The 25,329-nt window shown below is 71.0% G+C and carries 29 protein-coding genes; 12 read left to right on the top strand and 17 right to left on the bottom strand.

All coding sequences use genetic code 11. From position 1 onward, the window contains the following. The first annotated feature begins 82 nt into the window (after positions 1 to 82). Positions 83 to 505 (top strand): ATP-binding protein, encoded by a 423-nt coding sequence (locus tag ACE4Q9_RS00785; protein WP_397982224.1) that lies wholly within the window; start codon positions 83 to 85, stop codon positions 503 to 505. Positions 506 to 671: 166 nt separating this feature from the next. After that, positions 672 to 1,583 carry a hypothetical protein gene (locus tag ACE4Q9_RS00790; RefSeq protein WP_397982225.1) on the top strand — a complete coding sequence of 304 codons (912 nt, stop codon included), beginning with the start codon at positions 672 to 674 and terminating at the stop codon, positions 1,581 to 1,583. Positions 1,584 to 1,628: 45 nt separating this feature from the next. Here the strand turns inward: ACE4Q9_RS00790 and ACE4Q9_RS00795 are convergent, their stop codons facing one another. After that, positions 1,629 to 2,192, bottom strand: coding sequence for a hypothetical protein (locus tag ACE4Q9_RS00795; protein WP_397982226.1), 564 nt, complete (start codon positions 2,190 to 2,192; stop codon positions 1,629 to 1,631). A 353-nt stretch (positions 2,193 to 2,545) separates the two neighbouring features. On the opposite strand from ACE4Q9_RS00795, the gene ACE4Q9_RS00800 reads away from it, so the two are divergent. Continuing rightward, positions 2,546 to 2,962, top strand: a complete 417-nt coding sequence (locus ACE4Q9_RS00800; protein WP_397982227.1) for a hypothetical protein — start codon at positions 2,546 to 2,548, stop codon at positions 2,960 to 2,962. A gap of 72 nt (positions 2,963 to 3,034) precedes the next feature. Here ACE4Q9_RS00800 and ACE4Q9_RS00805 read toward each other — a convergent pair whose 3' ends face one another. From ACE4Q9_RS00805 to ACE4Q9_RS00820, 4 genes are read right to left on the bottom strand one after another with little or no spacing between them, the layout of a single operon-like run. Then, positions 3,035 to 3,469: a DUF6010 family protein gene (locus ACE4Q9_RS00805; protein ID WP_397982228.1), complete on the bottom strand. Its 435-nt coding sequence runs from the start codon at positions 3,467 to 3,469 to the stop codon at positions 3,035 to 3,037. Then, entirely contained in the window at positions 3,466 to 3,762 is a 297-nt protein-coding gene (locus tag ACE4Q9_RS00810) for a DUF3817 domain-containing protein (RefSeq protein ID WP_397982229.1), read from the bottom strand. The genes ACE4Q9_RS00805 and ACE4Q9_RS00810 overlap by 4 nt, the downstream gene beginning before the upstream one ends. Before the next feature lie 2 nt (positions 3,763 to 3,764). Beyond that, entirely contained in the window at positions 3,765 to 4,241 is a 477-nt protein-coding gene (locus tag ACE4Q9_RS00815; RefSeq protein ID WP_397982230.1) for a DUF2269 family protein, read from the bottom strand. Continuing rightward, positions 4,238 to 4,378, bottom strand: coding sequence for a hypothetical protein (locus ACE4Q9_RS00820; protein WP_397982231.1), 141 nt, complete (start codon positions 4,376 to 4,378; stop codon positions 4,238 to 4,240). Before ACE4Q9_RS00820 ends, ACE4Q9_RS00815 begins: the two co-directional genes overlap by 4 nt. Before the next feature lie 297 nt (positions 4,379 to 4,675). Between ACE4Q9_RS00820 and ACE4Q9_RS00825 the strand changes: the two genes are divergently transcribed. Next, entirely contained in the window at positions 4,676 to 5,614 is a 939-nt protein-coding gene (locus ACE4Q9_RS00825) for a GlxA family transcriptional regulator (RefSeq protein WP_397982232.1), read from the top strand. A gap of 85 nt (positions 5,615 to 5,699) precedes the next feature. Here ACE4Q9_RS00825 and ACE4Q9_RS00830 read toward each other — a convergent pair whose 3' ends face one another. Next, on the bottom strand, positions 5,700 to 6,812 hold the full coding sequence (locus tag ACE4Q9_RS00830; RefSeq protein WP_397982233.1) for a sensor histidine kinase: 1,113 nt from the start codon (positions 6,810 to 6,812) through the stop codon (positions 5,700 to 5,702). Then, a complete protein-coding gene (locus ACE4Q9_RS00835) occupies positions 6,809 to 7,477 on the bottom strand; it encodes a response regulator (protein ID WP_397982234.1) in 669 nt (222 codons plus the stop codon). The genes ACE4Q9_RS00830 and ACE4Q9_RS00835 overlap by 4 nt, the downstream gene beginning before the upstream one ends. Before the next feature lie 312 nt (positions 7,478 to 7,789). Here ACE4Q9_RS00835 and ACE4Q9_RS00840 point away from each other — a divergent pair, with 312 nt between their 5' ends. After that, positions 7,790 to 9,028, top strand: a complete 1,239-nt coding sequence (locus tag ACE4Q9_RS00840) for a DUF418 domain-containing protein (RefSeq protein ID WP_397982235.1) — start codon at positions 7,790 to 7,792, stop codon at positions 9,026 to 9,028. A gap of 106 nt (positions 9,029 to 9,134) precedes the next feature. On the opposite strand, the gene ACE4Q9_RS00845 is transcribed toward ACE4Q9_RS00840, so the two are convergent. The 5 genes from ACE4Q9_RS00845 to ACE4Q9_RS00865 form a co-directional block, all read right to left on the bottom strand. Further along, complete coding sequence (locus tag ACE4Q9_RS00845) at positions 9,135 to 10,196, bottom strand: 1-acyl-sn-glycerol-3-phosphate acyltransferase (protein ID WP_397982236.1); 1,062 nt, start codon at positions 10,194 to 10,196, stop codon at positions 9,135 to 9,137. Positions 10,197 to 10,271: 75 nt separating this feature from the next. Further along, positions 10,272 to 11,129 (bottom strand): patatin-like phospholipase family protein, encoded by an 858-nt coding sequence (locus ACE4Q9_RS00850; RefSeq protein WP_397982237.1) that lies wholly within the window; start codon positions 11,127 to 11,129, stop codon positions 10,272 to 10,274. Between the two features lie 164 nt (positions 11,130 to 11,293). Next, complete coding sequence (locus ACE4Q9_RS00855) at positions 11,294 to 11,488, bottom strand: antitoxin (RefSeq protein WP_397982238.1); 195 nt, start codon at positions 11,486 to 11,488, stop codon at positions 11,294 to 11,296. Positions 11,489 to 11,858: 370 nt separating this feature from the next. Continuing rightward, complete coding sequence (locus ACE4Q9_RS00860) at positions 11,859 to 13,058, bottom strand: PP2C family protein-serine/threonine phosphatase (protein WP_397982239.1); 1,200 nt, start codon at positions 13,056 to 13,058, stop codon at positions 11,859 to 11,861. Further along, on the bottom strand, positions 13,055 to 14,632 hold the full coding sequence (locus ACE4Q9_RS00865) for an ATP-binding protein (RefSeq protein ID WP_397982240.1): 1,578 nt from the start codon (positions 14,630 to 14,632) through the stop codon (positions 13,055 to 13,057). Before ACE4Q9_RS00865 ends, ACE4Q9_RS00860 begins: the two co-directional genes overlap by 4 nt. A gap of 123 nt (positions 14,633 to 14,755) precedes the next feature. On the opposite strand from ACE4Q9_RS00865, the gene ACE4Q9_RS00870 reads away from it, so the two are divergent. From ACE4Q9_RS00870 to gvpJ, 3 genes are all read left to right on the top strand, one after another. Continuing rightward, positions 14,756 to 15,109 (top strand): hypothetical protein, encoded by a 354-nt coding sequence (locus ACE4Q9_RS00870; protein ID WP_397982241.1) that lies wholly within the window; start codon positions 14,756 to 14,758, stop codon positions 15,107 to 15,109. 18 nt (positions 15,110 to 15,127) lie between these two features. After that, positions 15,128 to 15,559, top strand: coding sequence for a response regulator (locus tag ACE4Q9_RS00875; RefSeq protein WP_397982242.1), 432 nt, complete (start codon positions 15,128 to 15,130; stop codon positions 15,557 to 15,559). A gap of 290 nt (positions 15,560 to 15,849) precedes the next feature. After that, on the top strand, positions 15,850 to 16,215 hold the full coding sequence (gene gvpJ, locus ACE4Q9_RS00880) for a gas vesicle protein GvpJ (protein WP_397982243.1): 366 nt from the start codon (positions 15,850 to 15,852) through the stop codon (positions 16,213 to 16,215). A gap of 149 nt (positions 16,216 to 16,364) precedes the next feature. On the opposite strand, the gene ACE4Q9_RS00885 is transcribed toward gvpJ, so the two are convergent. Beyond that, positions 16,365 to 16,931, bottom strand: a complete 567-nt coding sequence (locus ACE4Q9_RS00885; protein ID WP_397982244.1) for an FAD-dependent oxidoreductase — start codon at positions 16,929 to 16,931, stop codon at positions 16,365 to 16,367. An 83-nt stretch (positions 16,932 to 17,014) separates the two neighbouring features. Between ACE4Q9_RS00885 and ACE4Q9_RS00890 the strand changes: the two genes are divergently transcribed. Together ACE4Q9_RS00890 and ACE4Q9_RS00895 are read left to right on the top strand one after the other, a co-directional pair. Continuing rightward, positions 17,015 to 17,506, top strand: a complete 492-nt coding sequence (locus tag ACE4Q9_RS00890; RefSeq protein ID WP_397982245.1) for a hemerythrin domain-containing protein — start codon at positions 17,015 to 17,017, stop codon at positions 17,504 to 17,506. A 693-nt stretch (positions 17,507 to 18,199) separates the two neighbouring features. Then, the gene (locus tag ACE4Q9_RS00895) at positions 18,200 to 18,625 is read left to right on the top strand and encodes a DUF6003 family protein (RefSeq protein WP_397982246.1); all 426 of its coding nucleotides are present in this window, start codon (positions 18,200 to 18,202) and stop codon (positions 18,623 to 18,625) included. 52 nt (positions 18,626 to 18,677) lie between these two features. Here ACE4Q9_RS00895 and ACE4Q9_RS00900 read toward each other — a convergent pair whose 3' ends face one another. The 4 genes from ACE4Q9_RS00900 to ACE4Q9_RS00915 all read right to left on the bottom strand — a co-directional run bounded on the left by ACE4Q9_RS00900 (position 18,678) and on the right by ACE4Q9_RS00915 (position 22,109). After that, a complete protein-coding gene (locus ACE4Q9_RS00900; protein ID WP_397982247.1) occupies positions 18,678 to 19,070 on the bottom strand; it encodes a DUF2267 domain-containing protein in 393 nt (130 codons plus the stop codon). A gap of 75 nt (positions 19,071 to 19,145) precedes the next feature. Next, complete coding sequence (locus tag ACE4Q9_RS00905) at positions 19,146 to 19,520, bottom strand: hypothetical protein (RefSeq protein ID WP_397982248.1); 375 nt, start codon at positions 19,518 to 19,520, stop codon at positions 19,146 to 19,148. Positions 19,521 to 20,351: 831 nt separating this feature from the next. Further along, positions 20,352 to 20,912 carry a hemerythrin domain-containing protein gene (locus ACE4Q9_RS00910; protein WP_397982249.1) on the bottom strand — a complete coding sequence of 187 codons (561 nt, stop codon included), beginning with the start codon at positions 20,910 to 20,912 and terminating at the stop codon, positions 20,352 to 20,354. 636 nt (positions 20,913 to 21,548) lie between these two features. Continuing rightward, positions 21,549 to 22,109, bottom strand: a complete 561-nt coding sequence (locus tag ACE4Q9_RS00915) for a hypothetical protein (RefSeq protein WP_397982250.1) — start codon at positions 22,107 to 22,109, stop codon at positions 21,549 to 21,551. Positions 22,110 to 23,202: 1,093 nt separating this feature from the next. Here ACE4Q9_RS00915 and ACE4Q9_RS00920 point away from each other — a divergent pair. Then, entirely contained in the window at positions 23,203 to 23,865 is a 663-nt protein-coding gene (locus ACE4Q9_RS00920; protein WP_397982251.1) for a DUF4097 family beta strand repeat-containing protein, read from the top strand. 199 nt (positions 23,866 to 24,064) lie between these two features. Continuing rightward, the gene (locus tag ACE4Q9_RS00925; protein WP_397982252.1) at positions 24,065 to 25,306 is read left to right on the top strand and encodes a serine hydrolase domain-containing protein; all 1,242 of its coding nucleotides are present in this window, start codon (positions 24,065 to 24,067) and stop codon (positions 25,304 to 25,306) included. The last annotated feature ends 23 nt before the right edge of the window (positions 25,307 to 25,329 follow it).

Genomic DNA, 25,329 nt, shown 5'->3' on the forward strand with positions numbered 1-25,329 from the left:
ACGTTCCCCGCGGCGACCGGAGCTGAATTGGCCGAACGCGGGCACTCGGAAGGCGTACGGCCGCTCGCCGAAGGAGGAGAAAGTGGAAGACGGGTCCTCGTTGAAGGCTGTGGGGTGGGCACGGACACTGCCCGTGAGCAGCGGGGTGAAGGCGGCCAGGGACTGGACACGGACGCATCTGGAGACGCTCGGCTGGACCCGGACGCAGCCGGAGCTGGTGGACTCGGTACTGCTGACCGTCTCCGAACTCGTCACCAACGCCCACCTCCACGCCCACAGCACGGCGCAGCTGATCCTCACCTGGGACGAGGGCTGCCTCCATGTGACCGTGCACGACGCCGATTCCAGGCTCCCCGAGCAACGGCGTCCCGACGCCGACTCTCCCGGAGGGCGCGGCCTGTTCCTGGTCGACGCCCTCGCGCATGAATGGAAGGTCCACCGCTGCCCTCGCGGCAAGGACGTCATCGCCTGCTTCCGGCCGCCGCGGTCCGCCGTCGAAGCGTGACCGCGGCGCCGGTGCACCCGGCCGCCACGTCGGGTGCACCGGACCGTCGTGTTACCTGCCTGTGACACCGAACGGACGATTCGAGGACCGGTGCCTGACAGGCTCGGGGCCGGCGCCGCTGTACCGCGCCGCTCGACCTTTCCACGTTCCTGGGGGGAATGTACTCATGACCACGCGTACGCGCACCGTCGCTGCCGCCATCGCCGTGGCCGCGACCGTCACCGGCACCGCGCTCCTGGGCGCCGTCGGAACCGCCTCGGCCGCCACCGGTGCCTCGCACGGCACCCTGACCGTCAGCAACGGCACCAAGTACGTGCTGATCGGCGGTCGCAAGGTGAACTTCGGGGTGCCGGTCCGGGACCTCGCCTGGTCGCCGGACGGAGCCAAGGCCGCCTTCGTCGACGGCTCGGGCAACCTGGACATCGCCCATCCCGACGGCAGCGGGCGCGTCGTCGTCGCCAAGAACCCCGGCAATCAGAACTGGTCCCACCCGACCTGGCAGGTGACCGCGAAGGACTCCCGGTACAACATCCCTGCCAAGGACAACCTCATCTTCGCGGCGCGCTCGGGCGGTGTGTCCCGGCTGAAGTACGTCTCCGCCAAGGCCGTCCACGGCACGCCCAAGACGCTGTCCCTCTTCGGCGACCCCGGCCCGGGCGGGCAGCTGCCGCAGACCGGCAACGTGTGGCCGAACGCCGCCGGCCACTACGGCACTTCGGTGTACGCCAACGACCACACCGGTTCCGTCTACATCCGTGACGACTATCTGCGCCAGCAGGGCACCAAGCTCGCCAAGGGCTCCGAGCCGGCGCTGTCCCCGAAGAACGAAGAGGAGATCGTCTTCGTACGCTCGGTCGCCGGTCACGACCACGTCCTCGTCGACGACCTGGCGCACGGCAGCCACGTCAAGGACCTCACCCCGCATGCCACGACCGACTACACCGAGCCGGCCTGGTCCCCCGACGGCAAGACCCTCGCGGTGCGCACCCCGTCGGGCACGGTGACCCTGCGGGCCGACGGCACCGGCCGCCCGGCCAAGGCCACTTCGACCACCGGCCTGGCGGCGTACCGCCCCTGACAGCGGACGACGAGAGGGCCGGGCAGGTCCGGGGCGCGTGGCGGGTCAGCGCGCGGTCCGGGCCAGCTCGGCCCGCAGTTCGTCCAAGTGCTCGTCGGCGGTGTCGTGCGGCAGGAACTCGACGACGTCGAGGAAGCGGAACAGCACCCGGCTGGCGGTGACGGCGTACTCGTACTCCGCGAACCCGACCACCGCGCCCATGCCGCCCCGCACGGCTCCCCGCACCACATGGGCGGTCATGTCGTCCGGCTCGGCCGCCGACATGCCGCGCCGGGCGTTGGGGCGGGCCAGGTAGGGACAGACCATCGAGGCGTACAGCATGCACGCGCGATGTCCCGGTCCTTCGAGGGTCGGCGCGAGATTGCGGTACGGCCGCCCGGCGGCCAGCGCCTCGCCGATCGCCGCGCTCTCCGCGGCGCCCACCACCCGCCACACCGGGCCCTGCGGCATGGCCCGGTCGCAGACCGAGCACCGGCGCTCGCGGGCGCAGGCGGCGCTGCGGTCGTAGTCGGTCAGTGCGAACTGGGGCTCGTCCGCCTCCCAGGGCGTGATCGCCGGCACGGGGTAGCCGCGCGCGTCACGGGGCCTGGCCTCGACCGACGCCGGCATGGGAACGCTCTCGAATCGCACAAGGTCATGCCTACCAGGTCGACGGCGCAGGGCCAAGAGCCGCCGAGAGCCGGAGCATCGCCCGGACATCCGCTCTCGGGAACACCGGCCAGGGCCGCTTGCCGCCGCCGAACGGTTGACACATGGGCATCAGTCCGTCCTCCTGGTGGTAGGCCTGACCGGTGTCCGGCAGCGACACGAGCGCGGCTTCCCGGTCACTCAGGCCACGATCAGGAGTGAGAATGCCCCCAAGCCCGGCGTCCTGGTCCTCACACGGTTCCCGGCGCCCTCCTCTGCGGGAACGCTGGCGCCGAACACTGAATGATCACACCGCGCCCGCCCAGCGTTCGCTCATGGCCGCCTGGCTCGGCTTCGGCTGCACCTTCGGCGCGGCACGGCTGATCACGCACGGCATCCGGGGCGGCTGGCTGCCTTGGGGCAACATCTCCAGCGGCAAGACACATCTGCACCACTACAACTTCGGCATCGTCACGCTCGCGGGTGTCGGACTGGTGGCGGTCCGCGGCGACGAGACCTTTGCCGGCCGCCCCGGAATCGGTGCCCTGTACGGTGCGGGTTCAGCGTTGATCGCCGACGAGTTCGCCCTGCTCCTCGACCTCAAGGACGTGTACTGGGCCAGGCAGGGGCGCATCAGCGTGGACGTCTCCCTGGGCATCCTCAGCGCGCTGGGTCTCTATCTGACCGCGGTCCCGTTCTGGCACGAGATCACCAAGGTCACCCGTGACCATCTCCAGGGGCGCTCCGGCTGAGTGCCGGGTGATACCGGCACTGGTGGGGCCTCCCGCGCCCGGCCGCATGCGGCCGGGCGCGGGAACGGTCGGTCAGGAAGGGACGGAGGCGTGATCGTGATCCGCGCTCCGGCCGGGCCCCGGCCAGCGGCGCAGGAGCTCGATCAGCGAAGGTCCGCCGCGGAAGCACCACAGGGCGATGACGGGGTCGCAGATGGCGCAGCCCATGGACGAGGTGTGGGCGAAGGGCAGGATGGGGCGGCCCTTGAGCAGGTGGACCACGTCCCAGGCGGTGTGCAGCAGCCAACCGATGCCGATGAAGGTCCAGGACTCCAGGCCTCGGTAGGCGATATAGGCCATGAGCGCGGTGAACGGCAGCTCCCACGGGCCGACCCCGCCTCCGCTCAGATAGGCGGCTCCGGCACCGGCCAGCATGATCGCGTTGAAGCGACGCCGGTGGGGTTCCTTGATCAAGGACATCAGCAGGCAGTAGGCGACGCCGACGATGATCGGCGATACGTACATCATGAGGGAATGACCTCCTTCGACTGGGCCCGGCCCTGATCGGCGCTGTCGGCCCGCCGCAGTGCGAGCAGCCCCCCGGCTCCCGGTACGAGGGCAAGGAACTTGGCGGCGGTCGGCGCTCCCTCCAGTCGCCAGGTCGCGAGTACGACGAACAGGTAGGCACAGCCGTGGGTGGGGCCCAACAGCGTGGAGAGGGCCTTGAGGTGGACGGTGAACAGGTTGGCCAACAGGGCGTTCAGGGAGACCAGTTCGGTGTGAGCCGCGATGCGCAGGTGGCGCGGAGGGCACAGGCGCACGGTCACACTCCCGTGGTGGAGCCGGGACGAGCGATCATCAGTACGGTGACGGTGACCCACAGCACGTTGAAGATGCCGGTGAACATGGCGAGTCGGCCCGCTGCCAGGGGGGTGCGCGCCGGCCGTGGCGCGGCGGGACTCGCCGTCTCGGTCAGGGCGCGGTCCTGAGCGGGCAGGATGAGCAGGACCAGGACACCGGCGGCCACCGCGGTCAGCAGGATCGAGGTGATCAGCCATGGGCTGCCGAGCACGCCGAGGCCGCCGGCCGTGGCGAAGCCGAAAAGCGGGACCGCGATGCCGATGCCGGCGTAGACCCGGCAGATGCGGTGCAGTGTCCGCAGGGTCGTCCGGGCGTCGCCGTCGCCGGAGTCGCCCAGAGCGCGGCGCAGCGCCGCGGGGAACATGCTCGCGGCGACGGTGACCGGGCCGATGGTGACGATGGCGGCCAGGACGTGCAGTGACAGGAGGAACTTGGTCACGCCTGGTACTCCCGGCCGGGCCGGCGCTCGCCGATGGCTTGCGAGAACGGAAGGCGGTCGGCCCTGGAGGGGATGCCTTGGTGGGGACGCGGGTCGGCTACGGCCTCGTGCAGGCTGCGGGCGCCTTTGACGCACATGCTGATGTTCTTCTTCCTGACTGGACAAGGGGTTGGCGAGCGGCTGGCCCGTGAAGGGCACCGGGCGGGGGAAGCCATCGAACTGGACGACCCGGACGTGCACGGATGTTCCTTCGGGGCCGGTTCCCTCGGACGCTCCGAAGTCAACCGGCTGCCACGGTGATCGCCCAGTGGCACTAGTGACATGTTTCAACGGGAAAATGCCAGCGCCTTCCATGGGGCCCGGAACCGCGGTGACATGAGGCGGTCCGGGCACCGGCCCGGACTCGTCTCGCCGGGGGGAGGTACGTTCTGGCCATGCACACCGTCGCCGTTCTCGCGTTGGACCAGGTGATCCCGTTCGACCTGTCCACCCCGATCGAGGTCTTCTCCCGGACCCGCCTGCCCGACGGCGGCCCCGGTTACCAGGTCCGCGTGTGCGCCGAGGACCCCGAGATCGACGCCGGAGCCTTCGTCGTACGTGCTCCCTGGGGCCTGGAGGGCCTGCGGGACGCGGAAACGATCTTCGTGCCCGGTGTCACCGATCCCACCGCTCCGCTCTCCCCCGCCGTACGTGACGCGCTGCGCTCGGCCGCCGCCGTCGGCACCCGGATCGCCTCCATCTGCGCGGGCACCTTCCCGCTGGCCGCCACCGGGCTCCTCGACGGGCTGCGCGCCACGACCCACTGGTGTGCGGCCGAGCTGCTGGCCGCCATGTACCCGGCCGTCGACGTCGACCCGGAGGTCCTCTACGTCGACAACGGCCAGTTCCTGACCTCGGCCGGCGCGGCCGCGGGCATGGACCTGTGCCTGCACATGATCCGCCGTGACTACGGCTCGGCCGTAGCCGCCGACGCCGCCCGACTGTCGGTGATGCCGCTCGAACGGGAGGGCGGGCAGGCGCAGTTCATCGCCTACGACCACGCGCCCACGCCGCACGGCTCCGAACTGGAGGCGCTGCTCGGCTGGTTGCGGGAGAATCTGGCCCGCGATCTGACTCTTGCCGACATCGCCGAGCGGGCGGGCACCAGCACCCGGACACTGATCCGGCATTTCAACGACCAGATCGGCACCACCCCGCTCCAGTGGCTCCACCGAGCCCGCATCCGCCAGGCACAGCACCTCCTCGAAACGACGAAGCACTCCGTCGAACACATCGGGGGTCAGGTGGGCTTCGGCTCACCCACCGCCTTCCGCGACCGCTTCAAACGCACCACTGGCGTCAGTCCGCAGACCTACCGACGCACGTTCAGCTGAGCCGCTGGCCCGGCACCGCGGCAGACCGTTTCCGATTGCACACCGGCCGGCAGCGTGCGGGACGCGGTGTCCGCCGGCCGGGTCTTCAGCGGTTGCGCGCGACGGGCAGTTCCATGCGGAGTTCGTAACCGCCGTCCGCGGTGGGCCCGGAGGTCAGGCTGCCGCCGAGGAGTTCGGCCCGCTGTGCCAGGCCGACCAGACCGTGCTGGGCGCTCGGCAGCGCCAGCGCCCGCCGGAGCGGGGCGGTGTTGGTGACGGTGGTGCGGACCCGGTCCCCGCGGTGGACGATGCGGACGGTCGCCGTGGCGCCGGGGGCGTGCTTGCGCGCGTTGGTCAGCGCCTCCTGCACGGTGCGGTAGACGGCGCGCTGCAGCCTGGGCGGCAGGTCGTCGGGCAGATCGGTCTCCAGTTTCGTCTCGATGCCGCTGGCGTCGATCAGCCGCTCCAGGTCGGCGAGGGAGGGCTGCGGTGTCAGTTCGCTCGGTTCGCTGCCGGAGTCGCGCAGGACGCCGACCATGTGCCGCAACTCGTCCAGGGTCTGCACACTCAGGCGGCGGATCGTGGCCGCGGCCCGCCTCGTCTCGGAGTCCCCGCTGCCCACCTGGAGTGCTCCGGCCTGTACGGCGATCAGACTGACCTGGTGGGAGACCACGTCGTGCATCTCGCGGGCGAGCTGGGCGCGTTCCTCGGCGAGGACGCTCCGGGCGGTCAGCAGCCGTTCCTGCTCGCGAGCCGCGCAGATGTCGGCGAGGCGCAGGGAGAGTTCGCGCCGGGCCTGGACGAGTTGGCCCAGGAAGACCGGGGCGGCAGCGGTGGCCACCGTGTAGCTGAGGTGGAAGAGGTTGTTCGTCTGGGACAGCTCCGTGGCGTCGAGGGACGACCACGGCCAGGGCAGGTAGTCGATGACGGCATAGGTGAGGGCGCAGGCCGCCAGCAGGACGCGGTGGCGATTGAGCGAGGCGAGCGTGTACAGCGCGGCCATCGGCGCGAGGACCGCGTCCGTGATCAGGGCGGTGGGGAGCGTGAGGACGAAGGTCGCCAGGGGCAGCCGGCGGCGCGCGCCGAGCGAGAGCGCGCCGAGGAGCGCGCAGGCGGCGGCCGGCTGGTCCGCGATGGCGACATGGGCCGACGCGTCGACCAGCGCGAGCCCGACGAGGACCACGTCGAGCTGCCGGTCCGAAGGCCGTCGGGGGGTCAACGTACGCCCTCGTCCCCGTCCCGCGCGAGCAGACCGGCGCGCTCGGCGATCAGTACGGCCTGGACCCGGCTGCTGACCCGCAGCTTGCCGAGCAGGTTGGTGACGTGGCCTTTCACGGTTCCGGTGCTCAGGTGCAGCCGCTCGCCGATGTCGGTGTTGGCCAGTCCCTCGGCCATGAGGGCGAGGATCGCGCGTTCACGCCCGGTGAGCCGGTCGGTGAGGCGCACCGCGGTGGGCTCGCGCACGCCGTGGTCGAGGTAGCCGTCCACCACCCTGCGCATGACCTTGGACGACAGCACGGTCCCGCCCTGCGCCAGCGTGCGCACCAGGTGGGGAAGCTCCTCGGGATCGGTGTCCTTGAGCAGGAAGCCGGCGGCGCCCGAGCGCAGTGCCGTCGTCACGTAGTCGTCCGCGTCGAACGTGGTGAGGATCGCGACCACCGGGGGTTCGGGCATGCGGCGCAGGCCGGCCAGCACGGACAGCCCGTCGACGTCCGGCATCCGGATGTCGAGCAGGACGACATCGGGGCGCAGTTCCCGCACCGCGTCGACGCCCCGGCCGCCGGGCACCGCGCCGACGACCTCGATGTCGTCGGCCGCGTTGAGAATGTGCGTGAAACCCGTACGGATCAGGGCTTCGTCGTCGATCACCATTACCCGGACCACGTGCGCTCCGCTCGTCGCGTGCCTCCGTGCGATGCCTACCCCCGCGGGAGCCCGGCGGGGCCGACCGGCATGCGGTACCCGCCGATCGGGGGGCACCGACTCAGCCGGTCGGCGGGCCGGCGGCCGTCCGGTCGGCGGAGGGGGTCGCGGACGTGTGGCGGAGGGGGTGGCGGACGTGTGGCGGAGGGGATCGGGACGGCTGCCGGAGTGGTTCGGGCGGCGTCGCGGTGAACCCATCGGTACATGGCCCGCAAAGCACCGGCGCACAGCGCGACACCGGCCCCCGAAGTACTCCCGGCCCCGTCGGCGCGTATGCCATCGCCGCCCGTACGAGCCCGTCCCCCCGCCCCGGCTCCCGCCAGGGCCGGGAGAGTGCCGCCGGGGCGGCTCATCGGGATCGACCTGGCCCGCGGGCTCGCGGTCTTCGGCATGTTCTCGGTCCATGTCGGTCCCGACCCGGCGGTGGGCGGCCCGGTGGGATTCCTGCTGGAGACGGCGAGTGGCCGCTCCTCCGCCCTCTTCGCCCTGCTGGCCGGGTTCTCCCTGATCATCATCACCGGCCGCCCGCAGCCCCGTACCGGCCGGGCGGGCAGGCAGGCCGTGGCCACGGTCGTGATCCGCGCCGGCGTACTGCTGGTCCTCGGGTACGCGTTGAGCGCCCTGGGCACCGAGGTCGACGTGATCCTCAGCTACTACGGGGTTCTCTTCCTCGCCGTGCTCCCCCTGTACCGGCTGCGGGCCGGGACGCTGGCCCTCATCGCCGCCGCGGGCGCCCTGGTCCTCCCCCAGGCCCTGTACGGGGTCCGGGCGGTCGTCTCGGACGGCGGCTGGGCGGACGTCATCGCGGCCCACGACCCCCTGGCCCTCGTGACCGGCACGGACGGCACCATGGAGCTGTTGTTCACCGGGGACTACCCGGTGCTCACCTGGATACCGTTCCTGCTCGCCGGAATGGCGGTGGCCCGGCTGGACCTGGGCCGGGCGCACGCGAGATCGCTGCTCGCGCTGACCGGTGGGGCACTCGCGCTGCTGGGCTACGGCGGCTCCTGGCTGGCTCTGCACCTTGTCCCGCACGCCCTGTCCGCCATCGCGTCCGCCACGCACAGTCCGGCGTCGTCCCCGTGGTGGTGGTCCGACACCGCGGGCGAACCGGCGGGCCGGCCCCCGCCCGCCTGGTTGCTGGTGGCCGTCCCGCACAGCGAGACGACGTTCTCCATCGTCGGCACCACCGGAGTCGCCGTGGTCGTGGTCGCCGCCTGCCTGACCGTCGCCGAGCGGACACCCCGGCTCGCGCGTCTGACCGGCCCCGTCGCCGCGGTGGGCATGATGGCCCTGACCTCGTACGTCCTGCACATCCTGGCGCTGTGGTTCTTCGACGACGTCTGGTACCTACCCGCCGTCGACGGCGACGGCATGTCCGCCCTGGCGGTGCTGGCCCTCTTCATCGCGGCCACCATGCTGCTGGCCACGGCGTGGACCCGGCTGTTCAGGCGCGGGCCCACGGAGCAACTCCTGCACCTCGTCACGCGCCCGGCCAGGTCGTTCGGGTGACTCCGACGGAGGCTCACCCGGGCGTGGGCGCGCCCCGCGGAAGCCGGGTTCCACCCGTCCTTCCCGTGGACGCCACCTCGGGCGGCAGACGCGGTGGCCGCCCCCCTTACGCGTGCGTGGCGCCCGGAGTGGCATGGTCGGCCACCCAGCGGTCGACGCGGTCCCACTGGGCGAGCAGCCATTCACTGCGGGCGTCCTCGCCCCGCGGCACGCTGTCTGCGGGTACGCGCCACCAATGCGCGCGCACGGCGTCGCGCAGGGGCAGCCGGGTCCACGCGGTGCGCGCCGAGTGGAGGACGTCCAGGCCGGTGTGGGCGACGAAGACGATGTCCGTCGTGGGCGCGGCGGCGATCGCGGCGAGGGCGCCGGCATCCCTGGGTGGCAGGACATGCTGCATCCGTTCCGCACGGCGCGCCCGGCGCGGCAATCCGCGGCGGCGCAGCGAGGCGATCGCGCGCCGCCGTCGGCGCGGCGTGAAGTTGCCGCCCTCCGGAAAGATGACGAGCGCGTCACCGGGCCGCAGTCCCGCCGCCAGTTCCCCGATCGCTTCCTCGTCCCGGCCGTCGAGGGACGGGAGAAAGCAGTGGGGCACCTGCCCGATCAACACGTCGAGGGCGGGGTCGGCGCGCAAGGTCCGCTTCAGAACGAGGTGCGGGCGCAGACCAGCCTGGCCGAGCAATGTCTGCATCAGCAGGAAGGAGTCGCCGACACCGGCGTGCCGTACGAAGACCAGCACCGGCGCCGCTACGGGACGGGACGTGGCGGCGAGCGCGGGCGTCACCTCCAGTCTGAGCCGGAAGACCGCTTCGGCGGCCCGCCGTAGCAGCCGTAGCAGTCGCTCCAGTACGGCGAAGGCGTCCGCCGCGCGACGCTCCTCCCGGTGCCTTCGGTCGGGAAGTCGGCGGGCCCACAGAACAGCGGCGGCCAGCAGTCCGCCCAGCTCCGCCAGCAGGTAGAGCAGAGCGAAACCGATGATCCGCACGGGCCGCCACGGCTCGCGCATGACGGGCGCGAGCGGGGCGCGGAGCAGGGCCGCTGCGACGAGGAGCCCCGCCGCCACGGGCACGAGCGCCAGCAGCAGTGTGATGGTGGTCGCACGGCGCAGGCCGGTGACCGCCGCACCGGCGAGCCTCGCCGGGCGCCTGTGCAGGGCACTCGCACCGGTCATGGTCAGGGCCCTTTCTGTGAAATCGGTCGGCTCCGTAACGGCTCCTGCTCCCCGACGAGAACCGGCGGAGTGGCTCTATCCGAGGGAGGCGTCGAGGTAGCGGGAGGAAGCCGCGTAGGCGCGTTCGATGCGTTCGGCCGTCCGTCCGAAGCTGCGGTGACGCAACTGCCGCAGGGTCGCCGTGCCCTCCTCGTGGCTCGACCCCGAGGGCAGCACGTGGACCGTGACTCCCGCCGGGAGGTCCGCCATGTCACGGGCGAACCGGTGCCTGCGGGCGATCTCGAAGGCCACCAGAGCGACCTGCCAGGGGGCCCGTGGCGGCGAGAGTGCCCGCTCCACCCGGCCCACCTGGAGGACGTACACCTCGGTCGCCCCGAGAGCCACCGCGCGGCCGACGGGAATGCTGTTGACCAGGCCCCCGTCGACGTAGTGCTCCCCGCCCACCCGGACGGGCGGCAGCAGGCCGGGCACCGCGCAGGACGCGAGCACGGCCTCGACCAGCGGTCCGTCGGCGAACCAGTGCTCGGCGGCCCGCTCGATGCTCGCGGCGACGCACTGGAACGCCAGGGCCAGGTCCTCGATGTGAGTGACCGGCACGTGGGAGGTGAGCAACTCGCTCAAGGGTGTGGCGTGGTAGAGGTGCGTGCCGCTGCGCGCGGCGGTGCCCAGCCGGCCCAGCAGCGATCCGGAGAACACACCGGAACGCCCGAGACCGGTCCACAGATCGGCGAGCCGGGCCACGGACGAACTCGACGGGTCTGCGGCGACGACAGCGCCGTTGATCGCCCCCACGGAGGTGCCGACGACGAGGTCGGGGCGCACGCCCGAGGCGAAGAGGGCCTTGAGCATGCCGACCTCGTACGCGCCGAGCGCGCCGCCGCCGCCCAGCACGAAGGCGCGGGTCGGTGGACGTGTGCTGGGGCTCTCCTCCATGGCCCAAGGGTGCCCCGAGGTGGGGCCACCACGCCTCGCGGGCTTCCGGCTTCACGAAAGCGGCGGCCGCGGGCCGGACGGCGTCCGTGGCACGAGGGCGGGATACGACCGGGCCCCGCGGGGCGTGGGTGCCGCCACGGGGCCCGTCTGCCGGTGGTACGGCGTCAGTGCTCGTCCGTGCCGTGACCGCCGTAGGAACGCCGCACCGCTTCCGCGGCCCGGTCGGTCTGGGCGTCGTACTTGTCGCCCGTGCGCTCGTCGACCAGCCGCTCGGCGCTCTCGACGCCCTTGTCGGCCTGGTCCGGGTGGCGCTCGGCCATCTCCTTGGCCTTGTTCGCGATGTCCCCGAGCTTGCTCATGAGATACCTCCCGCACTGCTTGTACGTCGTACCCGACGACGGGTACCCCGCGCCCGGAGTGGAATGCATCGAGTCCGGGGACGGCATCCGGGGCGGCCCCTCCCCTGACCACCGTGCGGTGATGGTGCGCCAGGTTGCGTGCCGGGTAAGCCGCAACCGCGGCAGCGACAACGACTCGTCCACCTCCGCCGGCGCGGTCGCGGACATCCCGGTCATCATCCGACGCCCCCTCAGATATTCACGCGGCGCACCCGATCCACCGGGCCCCACCCGACGCTCGGTCGCCGAAGGGGCAGGGGTGTGCGCCGGGCGGGTACCGCCGCGCAGGGACGGCCGGGCATGAGCCGGTGCGCGGCCGTGGCACGGTCCGTCAAGCGCTGCCGGTACGGCGGGGTGTCGCCCCTTTCTTCCAGTCAAGGCGCAGGACGGCGAGGTCGTCGGTATGGCGATCCGCGTTGAGCGCGCGGGTGCGGGCGATGATCTCGTCGAGATGGGCGCCGGGATCGGATGTGTGCAGCTTGCCGATGATGCGCAGCAGACCGTCCACGCCGAGCCGGGCGCCCGTGCCCTCCGCGAAGCCCTCGATGAGACCGTCGGTGTAGGCGATGAGCGCGCCTTCGGCGGGCAGCGCCACCGTGGTGGCGGGCCAGTCGCCGAGTCCGGGAGCGATACCCAGCGCGATGCCGTGGGCGGCGCTGACCTGCTGTGTGCCGTCCGGCGTGGTGATGAGGGGCTCGTGATGGCCGGCCAGGTGCAGGGTGAGAGTGGCGGCCGCCGGGTCCAGGGTGATCAGGGTGCAGGTGGTGAACAAGTCGTTGCCCGCGCGTTCGGCGATGTGAATCTGTTCGAGGAGGTGGAGTAGTTCCTGATCGCGGTGGCCACCGAGGGTGAGGGACCGCCAGGCGATGCGGAGGCAGACGCCCAGCGCGGCCGCGTCGGGGCCATGGCCGCTGACGTCTCCGATGACGGCGTGGACCTTGCCGTCCCCGGTCTGGACGACATCGAGGAAGTCGCCGCCCAGCAGGGCCTGCGCCCGGCCGGGGTAGTAGCGGCTGGAGGCGGTGACGCTGGCGGAGGACAGGATGGGTTCGGGGAGCAGCCCACGTTCAAGGCGCGCGTTCTCCTCCGCCCGCAGACGGCCGATCTGCAAGGCGGCGTTGGCGCGCTCGGCCTGCTTGCGCTGGACGGCGTAGCGGACGGCCCGCTGCATCAGTTCGGGCTCGACCTTGCCCTTGATGAGGTAGTCCTGGGCGCCGGCGGCAAGGGCGTCGACGCCGGCGCGGGGCTCCTCCAGCCCGGTGAGCACGATGATGGCGGCCTGTGTGTCGGCCTGGATCGCCTGGACCGTCCCCACGCCGCTCGCGTCGGGCAGGTGCAGATCGAGCAGGACGCAGTCGACGGGAGCCGCCTCCAGTGCCGTGCGCGCCTCGGCCGCCGAACGGCACCGCGTCAGGGTGTGCGGCAGGTCGGTGTCGTACAGGAGTTCCTCGACCAGGAGGGCGTCTCCGTCGTCGTCCTCCACCAGCAGCATCGCGTACTGCTCGGCGCGGCCTGCGGCTGGAGCGGTCACGACTGCGTCTCTCTGTCCGGGGCCGCCGTCGCGGCGTCGAGGGCGGGGAGGGTCAGGACGACGCGGGTTCCCAGGCTGTGGTCCGGATCGATCCTGATCGTACCGCCGTGGAACTCCACGACCTTCTTGCACATCGCGAGGCCGATGCCGGTGCCCGGATAGGCGTCTTTGGTGTGCAGCCGCTGGAAGAGGATGAACACCTTCTCCTGGAACTCCGGCGCGATGCCGATGCCGTTGTCGGTGACCGTGAACTCCCACACGTCCTGCTTGCGCTCGGCACCGATGTGGATGCGCGGCGGCCGGTCGGGGCTGTGGAACTTGAGCGCGTTGGACAGCAGGTTCTGCCACAGCATGCCCAGCTGGGTCAGGTCCCCGACGACGACGGGCAGGGTGTCGTGGGTGATCTCCGCACCGGTCTCCTCCACCCTCACACTCAGGTCGTCCAGCGTTCTGCCCAGTACTTCCTCCAGGTCCACGGTGCGGTGCTCGTTGTGGACACGGCCGACTCGGGAGAAGGCCAGCAGGTCGTTGATGAGGTTCTGCATCCGGTTGGCGCCGTCCACGGCGAAGGCGATGTACTGGTCCGCCTTCGCGTCCAGCTGGCCGCCGTAGCGACGTTGCAGCAGCTGGGTGAAGCTGGAGACCTTGCGCAGCGGCTCCTGGAGGTCGTGCGAGGCGACGTAGGCGAACTGCTCCAACTCCGCGTTCGACCGCCTCAGGTCCTCGGCCTGCTCGTCCAGGGCCTTGCGGGTCCCTTCGCTGAAGCGCAGCTCCTCCACCAGCCGCACGCGCATGGAGTCCACGTCGGTGGCCAGTCGCCGCAGGTCGGCGGGTCCGCTGCCGGTGATCGAGCGGTCGAAACGGCCCTGGGCGACGTCGCGGGCAGCAGCACCGAGCCGGCTGAGCGGGCGGGTGACACCGCGGCGCAGGCCCTCGAAGACGAGCACCGCCACCACGGCGATGACCAGGGCGATGACCGAGAACATCCAGTTCCGCAAGCTCACCGCCTGCTTCAGCTCACGCGTGGCCGTCGCCCGTTCGTCCTGGAGGTGGGCCTGCTGGCGTGCAAGCGCACGCCGCAGTGAGTCGAAGTCCGCCTTGCCCGCGTCAGCCCGCTCCCCGGCGATCCTCGCGGCCTCGGCGGGGGGAGCCGTCGCGATGGGCCGGGCTATGAGCTTCTGCCAGGCATCGGCGTTCTTCTCCACCTCGGCCAGATCGGCAAGTGCTCGGCTGTCGCCGTCGAGGAGGAGCCGCACTCTCCTGAGTGCCGTCTTCTCGTCGGCCACGCCCTGCGCGTACGGTTGCAGGAAGTCCCGCCGACCGGACATGCCGTAGCCCCGGATGCCGGTCTCCTGATTGATCAGAGCCTCTTCTATCCGGATCGACTCGATCAGGGCCGGGGAGCGCCGGTCGACCAACGAAGCGGTGAGCTCGGAGGTCCGCCACATGGCCCAGCCGCCCAGGGACCCCAGCACCGCCAGCACGACGAGCACGCCGGTCACCCCGACGCGCAACCAGCGGCGGGTCGTCCAGCCGCCCAACACGCCCGGAGCCTGCGCCTGCTCGCTTGTCATCGTTTTGGCTTCTCTCCCCTGGTCGGCCGCCCTTGCCGCACTGAGGTGCACGGCAGGGACACTGTACCCGCGCTTCGACAACACATGTTGTCCACCTCTGTGGCGGGGCAGTAGAGTGAGGCCATGCTTGATCCGTCTCCCGCTCCCCGCCCGCCCAGCGAGGATACGGCCGCTCTGGTGGCCCGGCTGGTGGACGAAGTCAGTCGGCGCCTCACCCCGGAATCCGTCCGCCCGCCGGTGCAGCCCGCTGATCAGATTCAAGAGACCCGCAGATATGCTCTGCTGCGCCTGCGGGTTCTCACCGACGTCAAGCAGGCCGTTCGACATCTGGAGGACCAGGCCGCGCACGCCGCCGCCGAGAGCGGAGCCGGGTACCCCGAGATCGGTCAGGCCGTCAGCATGAGCCGGCAGGGAGCACGGCGCCGCTGGCCCGGTCTGATCACCAGCGAAACAATCCATCCGACCCATCGCCCCTGACACCGGAGCACCTGAATCATGGCTGCCGCCGCAACCCGCCCCTACGACGTGCTGCTGGTCGAGGACGACCTCGCCGACGCGATGCTCATCCAGGACGCCCTCACCGAGCGCGGTACTCGTAACCTCACCCAGGTCTCCGACGGTGTCGAGGCACTCGACTATCTGCGTGACCCGGGCAACGCGCGTCCCGACCTCATCGTGCTCGACCTGAACATGCCGCGTATGAACGGGCGCGAGTTCCTCGCCGTGGTGAAGGAGGACGCCGACCTGCGCACCATTCCGGTCGTCGTGCTGACCACGTCCGCCGCCCCCGATGACGTCACCGGTGCCTACCACCACCACGCCAACGCGTACGTCACCAAGCCCGTCAACCTCGAAGAGTTCGAGGCGGCCGTCCGCAGCATCGACGCCTTCTACCTGGACGTCGCCGTCAAGCCTCCCAAGGAGTAGAACGGCGCGGCCCGCGCGTCCACCGGCCGGCCCCTCCCCCTCCTCGCGGCAGCGCGTCGCCCCGCAGGACCGCGCCGGAACCGGGCCAGGGACAACCCCGCCGGAACGCCGCTCGTCAGCCCTCGACCGGCCGGTAGCGCCCACGCGGGGCACCGCACGAGGCATCGGCCGATCGGCTCGCACGCGCGTTTGACCCCAGCGCACCGGGTCACACGAACAGGCAGCCCTCGCCGCTGCCCGGCGCGGCGTCGACGGGGCCACGCGGGACTGATGAAGAGGGGTTGGTCGTGATGACCGTGGCAGCGCGGGCTGGCGGCGGTGGCGGGTCCAGTGGCCTGTACGACGTTCTGGAGCTCATCCTCGACCGGGGGTTGGTGATCGACGCTTTCGTACGGGTCTCCCTCGTCGGTATCGAGATACTCAAGATCGACATCCGTATCGTGGTCGCCAGCGTCGATACCTACCTGCGCTTCGCTGAGGCATGCAACCGTCTGGACCTGGAATCGGGGCCGCGGAAGCCGGCCGGTCTCACCGAACTACCCGAGCAGCTCAAGGGATCCGGCACCCGCGGTATGGCCAAGGGTGTCCTGTCCGGTGCCGCGGAGGCGCTGTCGGACGCCTTCCACCAGGCACGGGACGAGGGCCGGGCAAGGTAAACCGGACGGGAACGGCATGGATGACGCGGGCCGGGCGGCCTTCCTGCAACTGCCGCCGGACCCGGTGACAGGCGGCGAGCCGAGACCGCGGCCGACTCGGGGCGTACGGAACAGCCCCCTGAATCCTCCGGCGCCAATGGTTGGCGGGATCACGAGAGGCTGAGCAGCATGACGCGGCGATCAGGGCGCTGCCACGCGGCGCGGACTGGGGTGCCGTACGGTGCCCTCTGGAAAGGCGGCGGCCAAGGCGTGCGGAACCGTCTCCAGCGAGTCCTCCAGGAAGACCCCTGAGAGGAAGACCCCCGAACGGCCGGAAGAAGGCCTCGGATGAACGGCTCGGAGAAGCCCGCGTCGGTCAACGCGGTGCCGGCGGTGCACTCGGGAGCGTGCTTGAGCGTGCGGGCCGGGGCGAGCGCATCGCGGGTACCGAGCACGGCCGGCGCCAGTAGGTCGCGCGGCCGGGCGAGCCGCCCGGCCGGCAGCGAGGCCACCGCGTCGGGATGACGGCGCGGGTCGTCCGGCAGCACGCGCTGATCACCCCTGTGCACCAGGACGCCCGGCAGGAAGGGGCGCGGGCCGACGAACCGCGCGGGCAGACGGCGGCGCAGCTGCGGACAGGCCGGGTTGTTGACGACATGGAAGCCGCGGACCACCGTGAAGCCGTCCAGGCGGTCCGTCCGCATCCGGCCGCCGACCACGTCGTCCGCCGCCAGCACGCTGACGCCTGGATGTCATCAACGCGGTCGGCGAGGGTAGGCGACAGGAGCCCAACCGTTCTCACGAAAGTGGTGCCACAGCCATGGCCGAAACCCAGGACGTCGTCGAACTCATCCTCCAGGACCACCGGCGCATGGAGGACCTGTTCCGCCTGATGCGCAGCGTCGAGGCGGACCGGGAGGCCGCGCTCCGGGAGTTCGCGGACCTGCTGGTCGCCCACGCGCTGGCCGAGGAGTCCGAGGTCTATCCCGCCCTGAAGCGGTACAAGAACATCGACGACGAGGAAGTAGAGCACGGCGAGCACGAGCACGAGGAGGGCAACCAGGCCCTCCTGGACCTCTTGGAGGTGGCGGACGTCGGCTCCGAGGAGTGGGACGCCAAACTGGAGGCGCTGGTGGAAGCCGTCACTCACCACGCCGACGAGGAGGAGCGCACCATCCTCAACGGCGCGCGGGAGAACGTGGCGATGGAGCGGCGCGAGGAACTGGGAGCGGCGTTCCTGGACGAGCGCGAGCGCCAGCTCAAGGCCGACTGCGGCTCGCTCGACAACGTACGCCGTATCGTCCAGTCCTGAGCGCAGCCCGGCGCGAGGGCGCCCGCGCCGGGGACATCGAACCGGATTCGCCGCTCGGCGTCCCACCTCGCCTGGCACCTGCTCCGCGGGGCCACCCGGCCGCACGCCGACCGCCTCGGTGACCTGAAGCCGCGGCCTCCCATCCCGGCGGTATCCGGGGCGAGTCGGCTCGGCCCACCGACGATGTCGCCCTGAGCCGGAGTGGTGCGGACCTCGCGGGCCCGGAGGACGGCGAGGTGCCGGCCGAGGCGGATGTGCGGCCCCCATGACCGAGTGCGGCAGCGCCTGCCGACGCAGGTACAGCCGGCCCGCGTCGGCCCGCTGGGCTCCGTCCCGCTGGAGTGCCGGCGGTGCCCGCTGACGCGGGTTCTCCGCCGGTGCTCCATGGGCACCGGGCGGCGCGGTGCCCGGCTGCGTGAGGGGACCGGTCTGTGCCGACATGACGTCGGCGGGGTCGGAAGTCACGGACACACACTCGACGACATCCGTAAGCGGCTGCCCGGACACCCTGCCGCCCGCGCACGCCCGCGCGACAGGACTGCTACCCGCCGACGGAACCGGTCACCTCGACCGGTGGAGGCGAACCCGGACGGGTGATCCGGGCGAGTGAGCATCGCCTCTGCGGGCAGAGCGCCTCCTGAGGGGATATCAATGACGTCCCCAGCCTGCTTCTTCGAAAGGGGTGCGACGGCCATGGCCGACGATGCCTTGTTGTTCCTTCTCCCGGAGCGTCATCCGCGTCTGGGGGCCGCCCTGTCGGCGGTCGGCGATCTGGAGTGCGCCGAGAGTCCGGCGGTCCTGGGCTGGCTCCACGCCCACGGGACAGCCATTTCCTCCGAGCACGTCAGGATCGTCCCGGCGGGCTCCGAGGTGCTCATTCCCGAGGAGGCGGAGCGGCTGCCGGTCCCCCTCAGTGAGGAGGAGACACTGCGGGTCGAGCACGCGTGCGCGCCCGCGTCCCTGACGGACATGGAGTCCGAGCTGCTCAGTTTCCGGGACACCACCCAGGACTGGCAGTCGCTGGTCCACCGCGCCCTCACCGCCGGCATCCCCGCGCCGCGCATCGCTCAGCTCACCGGCCTGGACCCGCAGGACATCGCCCAGGCCGTCGGCGACTGACCCTGGGCGTGCGCCGACGGCGCCCAGGCCTCGCCAGTGCGTGCCCCGCCGGTCATCCGGGGTCCGTGCAACCGAATAGACCTGCGTGCCCCGGTGGCAACTGGATGAGCAGCCGACGCAGCAGTGCGTGGTCCGCGGCGTCGGCGAGGGTAGGCAGTACGGCGTCGATCTCCCGCCTGGCCTCGGCGACGTCCTCGTTGCTGCGGTCGGCCACGGCTCGGACGAACGACGCCGGGGACAGTGGTTCGCTGGCCGGCTCGGCCGCGGTCAGCAGCGAACCGCATCCGTCGGGGAGCAGGGCGGCCAGGTCCGTGCGGTCCGCGCCCACGAGGTGGGCGCCGAGGACCTCCAACACGTTTTGTACGGCTCTGGCTGCCTGTTGCGGTCTGTCGTAGCGTGCGCGTTCGGTGACCCGGGCGATGAAGGTGTCCACATCCCATTCCATGGCGGCTCCTGTCGTAGGTCTGTCCCCCGCGGCGGTCCGGATCGTCCTGCCGGTCAGGGGTACGCATCGGGTGTCTCACGCGGGGCGGCGGTGCGCACCATGCGGGGGTGCATGGCGGCGACGCTGCTGCGGCGCGCCGCCAGCACGTCGGGCTTCCGTCCGGGCGAGGGGGGCGCCGAGTTCCTCCCGGCGGTGCCGACTGACGTTTTCCCAGGCGTGGTTGACGAAGATGCGCTCCTCGTCGTCAGTGTGGTGGGGCGGGACGGAGGTCAACTGCGTGACGGCGTGTACCAAGGCCCTCCCGGCCTCGCCGTGGTCGGTCAGCAGGTGCGCGAAGTCGCGCAGCGCAGCCCGGCGTTCGGCCTCCGCGCCGCACACGAGGCGCAGCGGATCGTCCATCGGCTGGTGATCTTTGAGGATCACCTCCAGGACATCCCCAGTCGGTGCCATGCGATGCGCCTCCCAAACGGAGTGGCTTTCACCTCCCGCTACCCGCGTCGGCACCAGAGATTCTCCAGTGTGACCCGTTTGTCCGATATGCCGAGGCCGCGAGGCGAGCGCAGACGCCACGCGCCGGCGCACACCGCCCAACCGAACGCGCGCAGCGGAGACCGGAACTGACGCAGCGACTACCGCCATGTGAGATGACATATCCGGGGCGCAAGCAGTCGTCGGCACTCAGGTTGGAATGAGGAACACAACCGCCCACACCACAGGGCGCGTGTCAGGGTCGGTCGCGCCTTCGCCCGCGAGAAGATCTGACGGCCCTCCGTGACGGAGGGTTGCCGGCGACAGGCGTTCATAGGCAATGCAAGCCGGCCAGGGCTTCGACGCGCCACCACAAGACGGCTGTGACGCGCTGAGCCGACTCTGCGTCACCTGGCGCCCTTATGACGTCGGGTCTGGGTACGCCGCCGTAGGAGTGGGCTACCATCACCGGGCCGTCGATGCGCCGCAGGCCGTCCCGGTGCGGGGTTCGTCGGGGGACTTGGCGATACCGCTCGGCCTCCGCCCCCCGGCGTCGATCCGGCCGGTCAGAGCACGGGCGAATGCTCCACCGTGTAGCGCTTCGCCGCCAGGAGGGCGGGGACCTTGCCGCCTTCCAACTCGGCGTCAGGGGAATCATGTTCAGGTTCGTCGGCGCACCTGTGCAGGGCGACGCGGCTCCGTGAAGGGGCGAACGCTCTACGGGCTCAGCCGGCCAGAACGCGCTCCGTGTCGGCCTCGGGCACGTCGGCGAAGAGTGACCGGCGGGTTGGCGCCCCGTACCATCCAGCTACGTCAATCCTTGCCGCGCCCTGTCAGGGCATCCCTGATCCGGTCCACCATGCCTGCACCGGGGGCCAGCAGCTTGTTGGCCGGCGGGGTGTCCGGAGCCGACGGGTGCGGCCGGGTCGGGGCGGTCTTCTTGGCTTGGCGGACCTTGTCGCCCAGCTTCATGAGCTCGTCCTCGGAGGCTGCCGAGCGCAGGCGGGGGAACAGGTTGGTTTCCTCGTCGCTGACGTGCGAGCGGATCTCGGTCATCAGCTGGCCGATGAGCCGGTCGAACTCCGGGTCGCCGGCGTCGAGACCCTCAAGTGCCTTCATCGTGCGCTCGGCCTCGGCGTGGTCTTCGATCTCCTTGTCGGCGACCGTGTCACCGTCCGGCAGGAAGTCGCGCACAGCCGGGTAGAGGTACGCCTCCTCGGCGACGGAGTGCCGCACCAGCTCGATCACGGCTTGGTCGGTGTACTTCTTCCGCTGCTCGTCCCCCGGAGGGAGGGCTTCGATCTTTCCGAACAGTTGCTCGACTTCGCGGTGATCGGTGGTCAGTTCCGCGATGACATCTCCACCATGGCCCATTTGGGTCCCCTTCTCCTGTGCTGACCGCAACGCCTCGACCGTGTATCCCCGGTCCCGCGAGCGCAAACCGAGTGGGCATTCGGCGTAACAGGGCGCGGTTGCTTCCCAGCGAGCACAAGTAGGGGCATCACAGCAGGTGGTGACGCTGACGCTCTGCGTCGACGAGGGCTGCCACTCCATTTCGGGTCCGGGTCCGGGGCTTCGAGGAAGACGCGTTCGCCGAGTTCGCCGCCGGCGTGCAGGCCGAGCAGTTGCCAGTCGACAGGTAACAGGTAGGGGGGCACTGCCGGTCCCAGTGGAAGCGCTCACGCGCCCGATTGACGACGCCGGGAGGCGCGTGCCCCGACGTGCCGGGAGCGCAAGGCTCGTCCCCGTTATGTCGGTCGGCCCGGACCCGGAGGGCCGGAAGCGCCAGTACGCAGCATCCGCACCGACAGCCGCGGTAGGCGACACCATGTTGTGGCGGCAACTCGCGGTCGTGCGGGTCGGGGCCTGCCCGGACATCGGTCCGACGAGCTGAGGCGGTAGCTGAGCAGGTCGCTGGGCTGGTACTGCGGACCTCGCAGATCGGCGGCCCCCTCGTATGCTTCACGCTCGCCTACCCGAGGCGCAGCCTCCGCGATCCTCCGCCCTGCTTTACTCCCCGCTCGTCGGATCGCTCGCGGCGCGGAAGACCGCCTCGGCCGCGCGGACGCGCCACTCCTCCAACGTCTTCTGCTGACGCCGGGCCCTCTCCAGCAGCGTGTCGAGCTGCGCCGCGTCAAGACGTTGGTCGACGGCACTGAGCCGACGCAGGGTTTGCCACCCGGCGGCCTTGCCCTCCACCGCGAGGCGCAGCGCCTCCAGCTCCAGCACCGTGCTGAGCGGCGAGCGCCGGATCAGTCGGCCATTGCCCTTCAGTCGTCCCAGCCTCTCACCCGCCCAGCCCGCGCAGACCTTGTAGCGGCGCACGGGAACCCCCAAGTCCCGCATGATCCCCAGCAGCGCCGCCCGGTCCTGCGCGATCTCCGTGGCCACAGGACCGACCGCCCGGCCGAGCGCGGAACCGCGGCTGCTCCGGGCCAAATGACCGGCCCGCAGCACTCCGGCGGTGGCACCGGCCATGTGGTCGTTGAGATAGATGCCGAGCAATTTCATGGCGAGGCCGTCAGCGGGCGGCCGGTGCGACGGCTTCGCCGAACGGTACGGACTGTCCATGTCGGGCCTCCTACGGAACCAGCAAGGTGAGCGGGGTGAGCGGCCGTGATGACCGTGGACCTCGGGTACCCGCGGTCACGCGATGACGCGTGCTGTGCCAGGTCCTCCTCGCCGGGACGGCCGGAGGTGGCGCCGGCTGGCTGGTCCGGGGTAGTGCCAGAGGCCGCTGCCCCGCCGCTGCACTTTCAGTCTCGTTTCGGCGGCGTGACGCCCGCGTCCGGCTGGGTCACCGACGCCTTCGGCCGATGTCGCACGACCATCTTCGGCATCGCTCTGTCCCTTCTCGCCGCACTGCCGTGCGCGGCCGCGCACAGTGTGCCGTAGCTGGTCGCCGGCCTCGCACTGCAAGGCGTCGCCGGGAGTTTCATCGTGCCGTAGGGCGTAGCCATGACCTCCTCCGCCGTCTTCACCTGGCCGCAAACGGGACACCGGCGTCGGCACGGTGCCGGCTTTCGCGAGCGGCGGCACAGCCGTGTCCCCGTTCGCAGCCGGAGGCCCGCTAGTGGCCTGGCTCGGTCGGCGCTCGGTCTTCCCGGTGAACCTCCCGGTGTTGATTACCGCCATGGCATTGATCTACTACCGGGGTGCCGCCCTCCAGCAACCCGGCGGCAGCGGCTCGGCGACCCCCTCTGCCCAACGGGGCGTGCGTAATGCTCGGCGCCGCTTTCGGACGCCACGTCTACCAGGACCGGCGGCTGCCCTGCCGGTCATCGCAGCGGCCGCCTCGGCGATCGCATTCGTCACTCTGACCGGCTGTAGCCAGGCGTGTTCGCGCAGGCGCGAGGCTGCCTCCCTCCCGCCTGCGCGAACAGCTGGAGCTTCGACTGAGGCACAGCGCGTTGCGCCCTCGCGGACCGTGATGCCGCTGCCAGTCGGTGTTCCGGACGCCTCCCCCCTTAGCGTTCACCTTCAACGCATTGCAATGAAGGATCGTTCGGCGTTGCATTAACTCCGGATCGGTCGCAATGATTTATGCATGCTCACCTGCGGGATTGTCAATCCAACGCAAAGCTGTCGTTGCCGTCTAATGGAAAGCAACGTAGTGTTTCCAACGTTCGGAAACAACGGGTCGCAAGTCAGGGAGAGCCGCCCCATGCAGAAGTTCGACACCCCCGCCCCGATCTCCGCCGTCCTGGACATCCCGGCGGGACGCGTACGGTTCGTCGCCGTGGACCGGGCCGACACCGCGGTCCAGGTCCTGCCCGCGAACGCCTCGAAAAGCCGTGATGTGAAGGCAGCCGGCCAGACCACGGTCGAATACGCCGACGGAGTCCTGCGGATCGAATCCTCGGCGAAGGACCAGTACTTCGGCTCCTCCGGGTCCATCGAGGTGACGATCGAACTGCCCGCCGGTTCCCACGTCCAGGCCAAGTCGGCCGGCGCCGAACTACGGGCCGTCGGCCGACTCGGCGACATCGCCTTCGAAGGCGCGTACCGCCAGATCAAGCTGGACGAGGCCGCGAGCGTCCGTCTCACCGCGGTCGACGGCGACGTGGAGATCGGCCGGTTGGGCGCGAGCGCGCAGATCAGCACCGCAAGGGGCGGCATCCGGATCACCGAGGCCATGGGCGGCACGGTCGTACTCAGCACCCAGCACGGCGACATCACGGTCGGCGCCGGCGCCGGTGTGTCGGCCGCCCTGGACGCCCACACCGCCTACGGCCGCATCAGCAACGCCCTCAAGAACGACGGCACCGCAGAGCTCGACATCCGCGCCACCACCTCCCACGGCGACATCACCGCCCGCAGCCTGTGACCCGCTCCCTTCCCGAGGACCCTCCGCAAAGCCATCCCGGCGAGCTGAACGCACCCGAACTCCCGAAGTCCGTGGACGACGCGCCGGGAGGCGTCCCGCACCGCGAACACCACCCGGCCACCGCCCAGGACCGGCCCGGCCCGGCCACGTCCCCCCGGATCGACCCCCCACCCACCCGCCCCGCAAGGAGCACACAGTTATGTCCGTCCACCTCACCGACCAGCACAGCGGCTTCTCCGAGGCGGGGCTGCGCAGAATCCGCGACGTGCTGGCACGGCACGTGGAGTCCGGGCGGATTCCCGGACTCGTCGCCCTGTTCAGCCGGGGCGGTGAGACACACGTCGAGGCGGTCGGAACGATGCGCCACGACGGTGGCGCGCCGATGCGCCAGGACACGATCTTCCGGATGGCCTCGACGTCCAAGCCGGTCACGATGGCTGCCGCGATGGTCCTGCTGGACGAGTGCCGGCTGCGCCTTGACGACCTGGTGGAGCAGTGGCTGCCCGAGCTCGCCGACCGGCAGGTGCTCAAGCGGGTCGACGGCCCGCTGGACGACACCGTGCCGGCACGGCGGCCGATCACCGTACGGGACCTGCTGACCTCCACCTTCGGGCTCGGCATGGATCTGACCTCGCTGGGCACCCCGATCATGGACGCGGTCTTCGAACGGGGCATCTTCAGCCAGAGCGCGTCAGCGACGGCCGCACCGGACGAGTGGATGCGCCGGCTGGGCACGCTGCCCCTGATGCACCAGCCCGGAGAGCACTGGCAGTACCAGATCAGCAACGACGTGCTCGGTGTGCTCGTAGCCCGGGTCACCGGGCAGTCGTTCGAGTCGTTCCTGCGCGAACGGATCTTCGGCCCGCTGGGCATGAAGGACACCGGTTTCCATGTGCCCGCCGGCACGATCGACCGGCTGCCGCCCTGCTACACGCCGGACCCGCAGACCGGGGAATTCACCATATGGGACGAGGCGGTGGGCGGGCAGTACAGCGCGCCTCCGGCGTTCCAGTCGGGCGGCGGCGGTCTCGTCTCCACCGTCGACGACTACCACGCCTACTTCCGGATGCTGCTGAACCACGGGACACACGGCGGCGAACGCATCCTGTCCCGGCCGGCCGTGGACCTGATGACCACCAACTGTCTCACCCCCGAGCAGCAGGCCGCCCGCAACGACCTCGCCCGCAACAACGTCCACATCTCCTTCGGCCAGGGACAGCACGGCGGCTGGGGCTACGGCATGGCGGTACGCACCTACCGCGGCGACTACGCGCCGATCGGCCAGTTCGGCTGGGACGGCGGTACCGGCACCACCGCCTACGCCGACCCGCACAACGGGCTCGTAGGCATCCTGCTCACCCAAGTCGGACTGTCTCTCCCCGCCCCGGCACAGCTCATCCACGACTTCTGGACCACGCTCTACCAGGCGATCGACGACTGACGAGGTGGCAAGTCGCGGTAGGC

Origin of the sequence: Streptomyces sp. AM6-12 (assembly GCF_044327085.1) — a bacterium.
Lineage (GTDB): Bacteria > Actinomycetota > Actinomycetes > Streptomycetales > Streptomycetaceae > Streptomyces.

Excerpts from the sequence above, each read along its gene's own strand:
- ACE4Q9_RS00790 (WP_397982225.1), top strand. The coding sequence starts at position 672 with ATGACCACGCGTACGCGCACCGTCGCTGCCGCCATCGCCGTGGCCGCG.
- ACE4Q9_RS00795 (WP_397982226.1), bottom strand. The coding sequence starts at position 2,192 with ATGCCGGCGTCGGTCGAGGCCAGGCCCCGTGACGCGCGCGGCTACCCC.
- ACE4Q9_RS00800 (WP_397982227.1), top strand. The coding sequence starts at position 2,546 with ATGGCCGCCTGGCTCGGCTTCGGCTGCACCTTCGGCGCGGCACGGCTG.
- ACE4Q9_RS00805 (WP_397982228.1), bottom strand. The coding sequence starts at position 3,469 with ATGATGTACGTATCGCCGATCATCGTCGGCGTCGCCTACTGCCTGCTG.
- ACE4Q9_RS00820 (WP_397982231.1), bottom strand. The coding sequence starts at position 4,378 with ATGTGCGTCAAAGGCGCCCGCAGCCTGCACGAGGCCGTAGCCGACCCG.
- ACE4Q9_RS00825 (WP_397982232.1), top strand. The coding sequence starts at position 4,676 with ATGCACACCGTCGCCGTTCTCGCGTTGGACCAGGTGATCCCGTTCGAC.
- ACE4Q9_RS00840 (WP_397982235.1), top strand. The coding sequence starts at position 7,790 with ATGCCATCGCCGCCCGTACGAGCCCGTCCCCCCGCCCCGGCTCCCGCC.
- ACE4Q9_RS00845 (WP_397982236.1), bottom strand. The coding sequence starts at position 10,196 with ATGACCGGTGCGAGTGCCCTGCACAGGCGCCCGGCGAGGCTCGCCGGT.
- ACE4Q9_RS00850 (WP_397982237.1), bottom strand. The coding sequence starts at position 11,129 with ATGGAGGAGAGCCCCAGCACACGTCCACCGACCCGCGCCTTCGTGCTG.
- ACE4Q9_RS00855 (WP_397982238.1), bottom strand. The coding sequence starts at position 11,488 with ATGAGCAAGCTCGGGGACATCGCGAACAAGGCCAAGGAGATGGCCGAG.
- ACE4Q9_RS00865 (WP_397982240.1), bottom strand. The coding sequence starts at position 14,632 with ATGACAAGCGAGCAGGCGCAGGCTCCGGGCGTGTTGGGCGGCTGGACG.
- ACE4Q9_RS00870 (WP_397982241.1), top strand. The coding sequence starts at position 14,756 with ATGCTTGATCCGTCTCCCGCTCCCCGCCCGCCCAGCGAGGATACGGCC.
- ACE4Q9_RS00875 (WP_397982242.1), top strand. The coding sequence starts at position 15,128 with ATGGCTGCCGCCGCAACCCGCCCCTACGACGTGCTGCTGGTCGAGGAC.
- gvpJ (WP_397982243.1), top strand. The coding sequence starts at position 15,850 with ATGACCGTGGCAGCGCGGGCTGGCGGCGGTGGCGGGTCCAGTGGCCTG.
- ACE4Q9_RS00890 (WP_397982245.1), top strand. The coding sequence starts at position 17,015 with ATGGCCGAAACCCAGGACGTCGTCGAACTCATCCTCCAGGACCACCGG.
- ACE4Q9_RS00895 (WP_397982246.1), top strand. The coding sequence starts at position 18,200 with ATGGCCGACGATGCCTTGTTGTTCCTTCTCCCGGAGCGTCATCCGCGT.
- ACE4Q9_RS00900 (WP_397982247.1), bottom strand. The coding sequence starts at position 19,070 with ATGGAATGGGATGTGGACACCTTCATCGCCCGGGTCACCGAACGCGCA.
- ACE4Q9_RS00905 (WP_397982248.1), bottom strand. The coding sequence starts at position 19,520 with ATGGCACCGACTGGGGATGTCCTGGAGGTGATCCTCAAAGATCACCAG.
- ACE4Q9_RS00910 (WP_397982249.1), bottom strand. The coding sequence starts at position 20,912 with ATGGGCCATGGTGGAGATGTCATCGCGGAACTGACCACCGATCACCGC.
- ACE4Q9_RS00915 (WP_397982250.1), bottom strand. The coding sequence starts at position 22,109 with ATGGACAGTCCGTACCGTTCGGCGAAGCCGTCGCACCGGCCGCCCGCT.
- ACE4Q9_RS00920 (WP_397982251.1), top strand. The coding sequence starts at position 23,203 with ATGCAGAAGTTCGACACCCCCGCCCCGATCTCCGCCGTCCTGGACATC.
- ACE4Q9_RS00925 (WP_397982252.1), top strand. The coding sequence starts at position 24,065 with ATGTCCGTCCACCTCACCGACCAGCACAGCGGCTTCTCCGAGGCGGGG.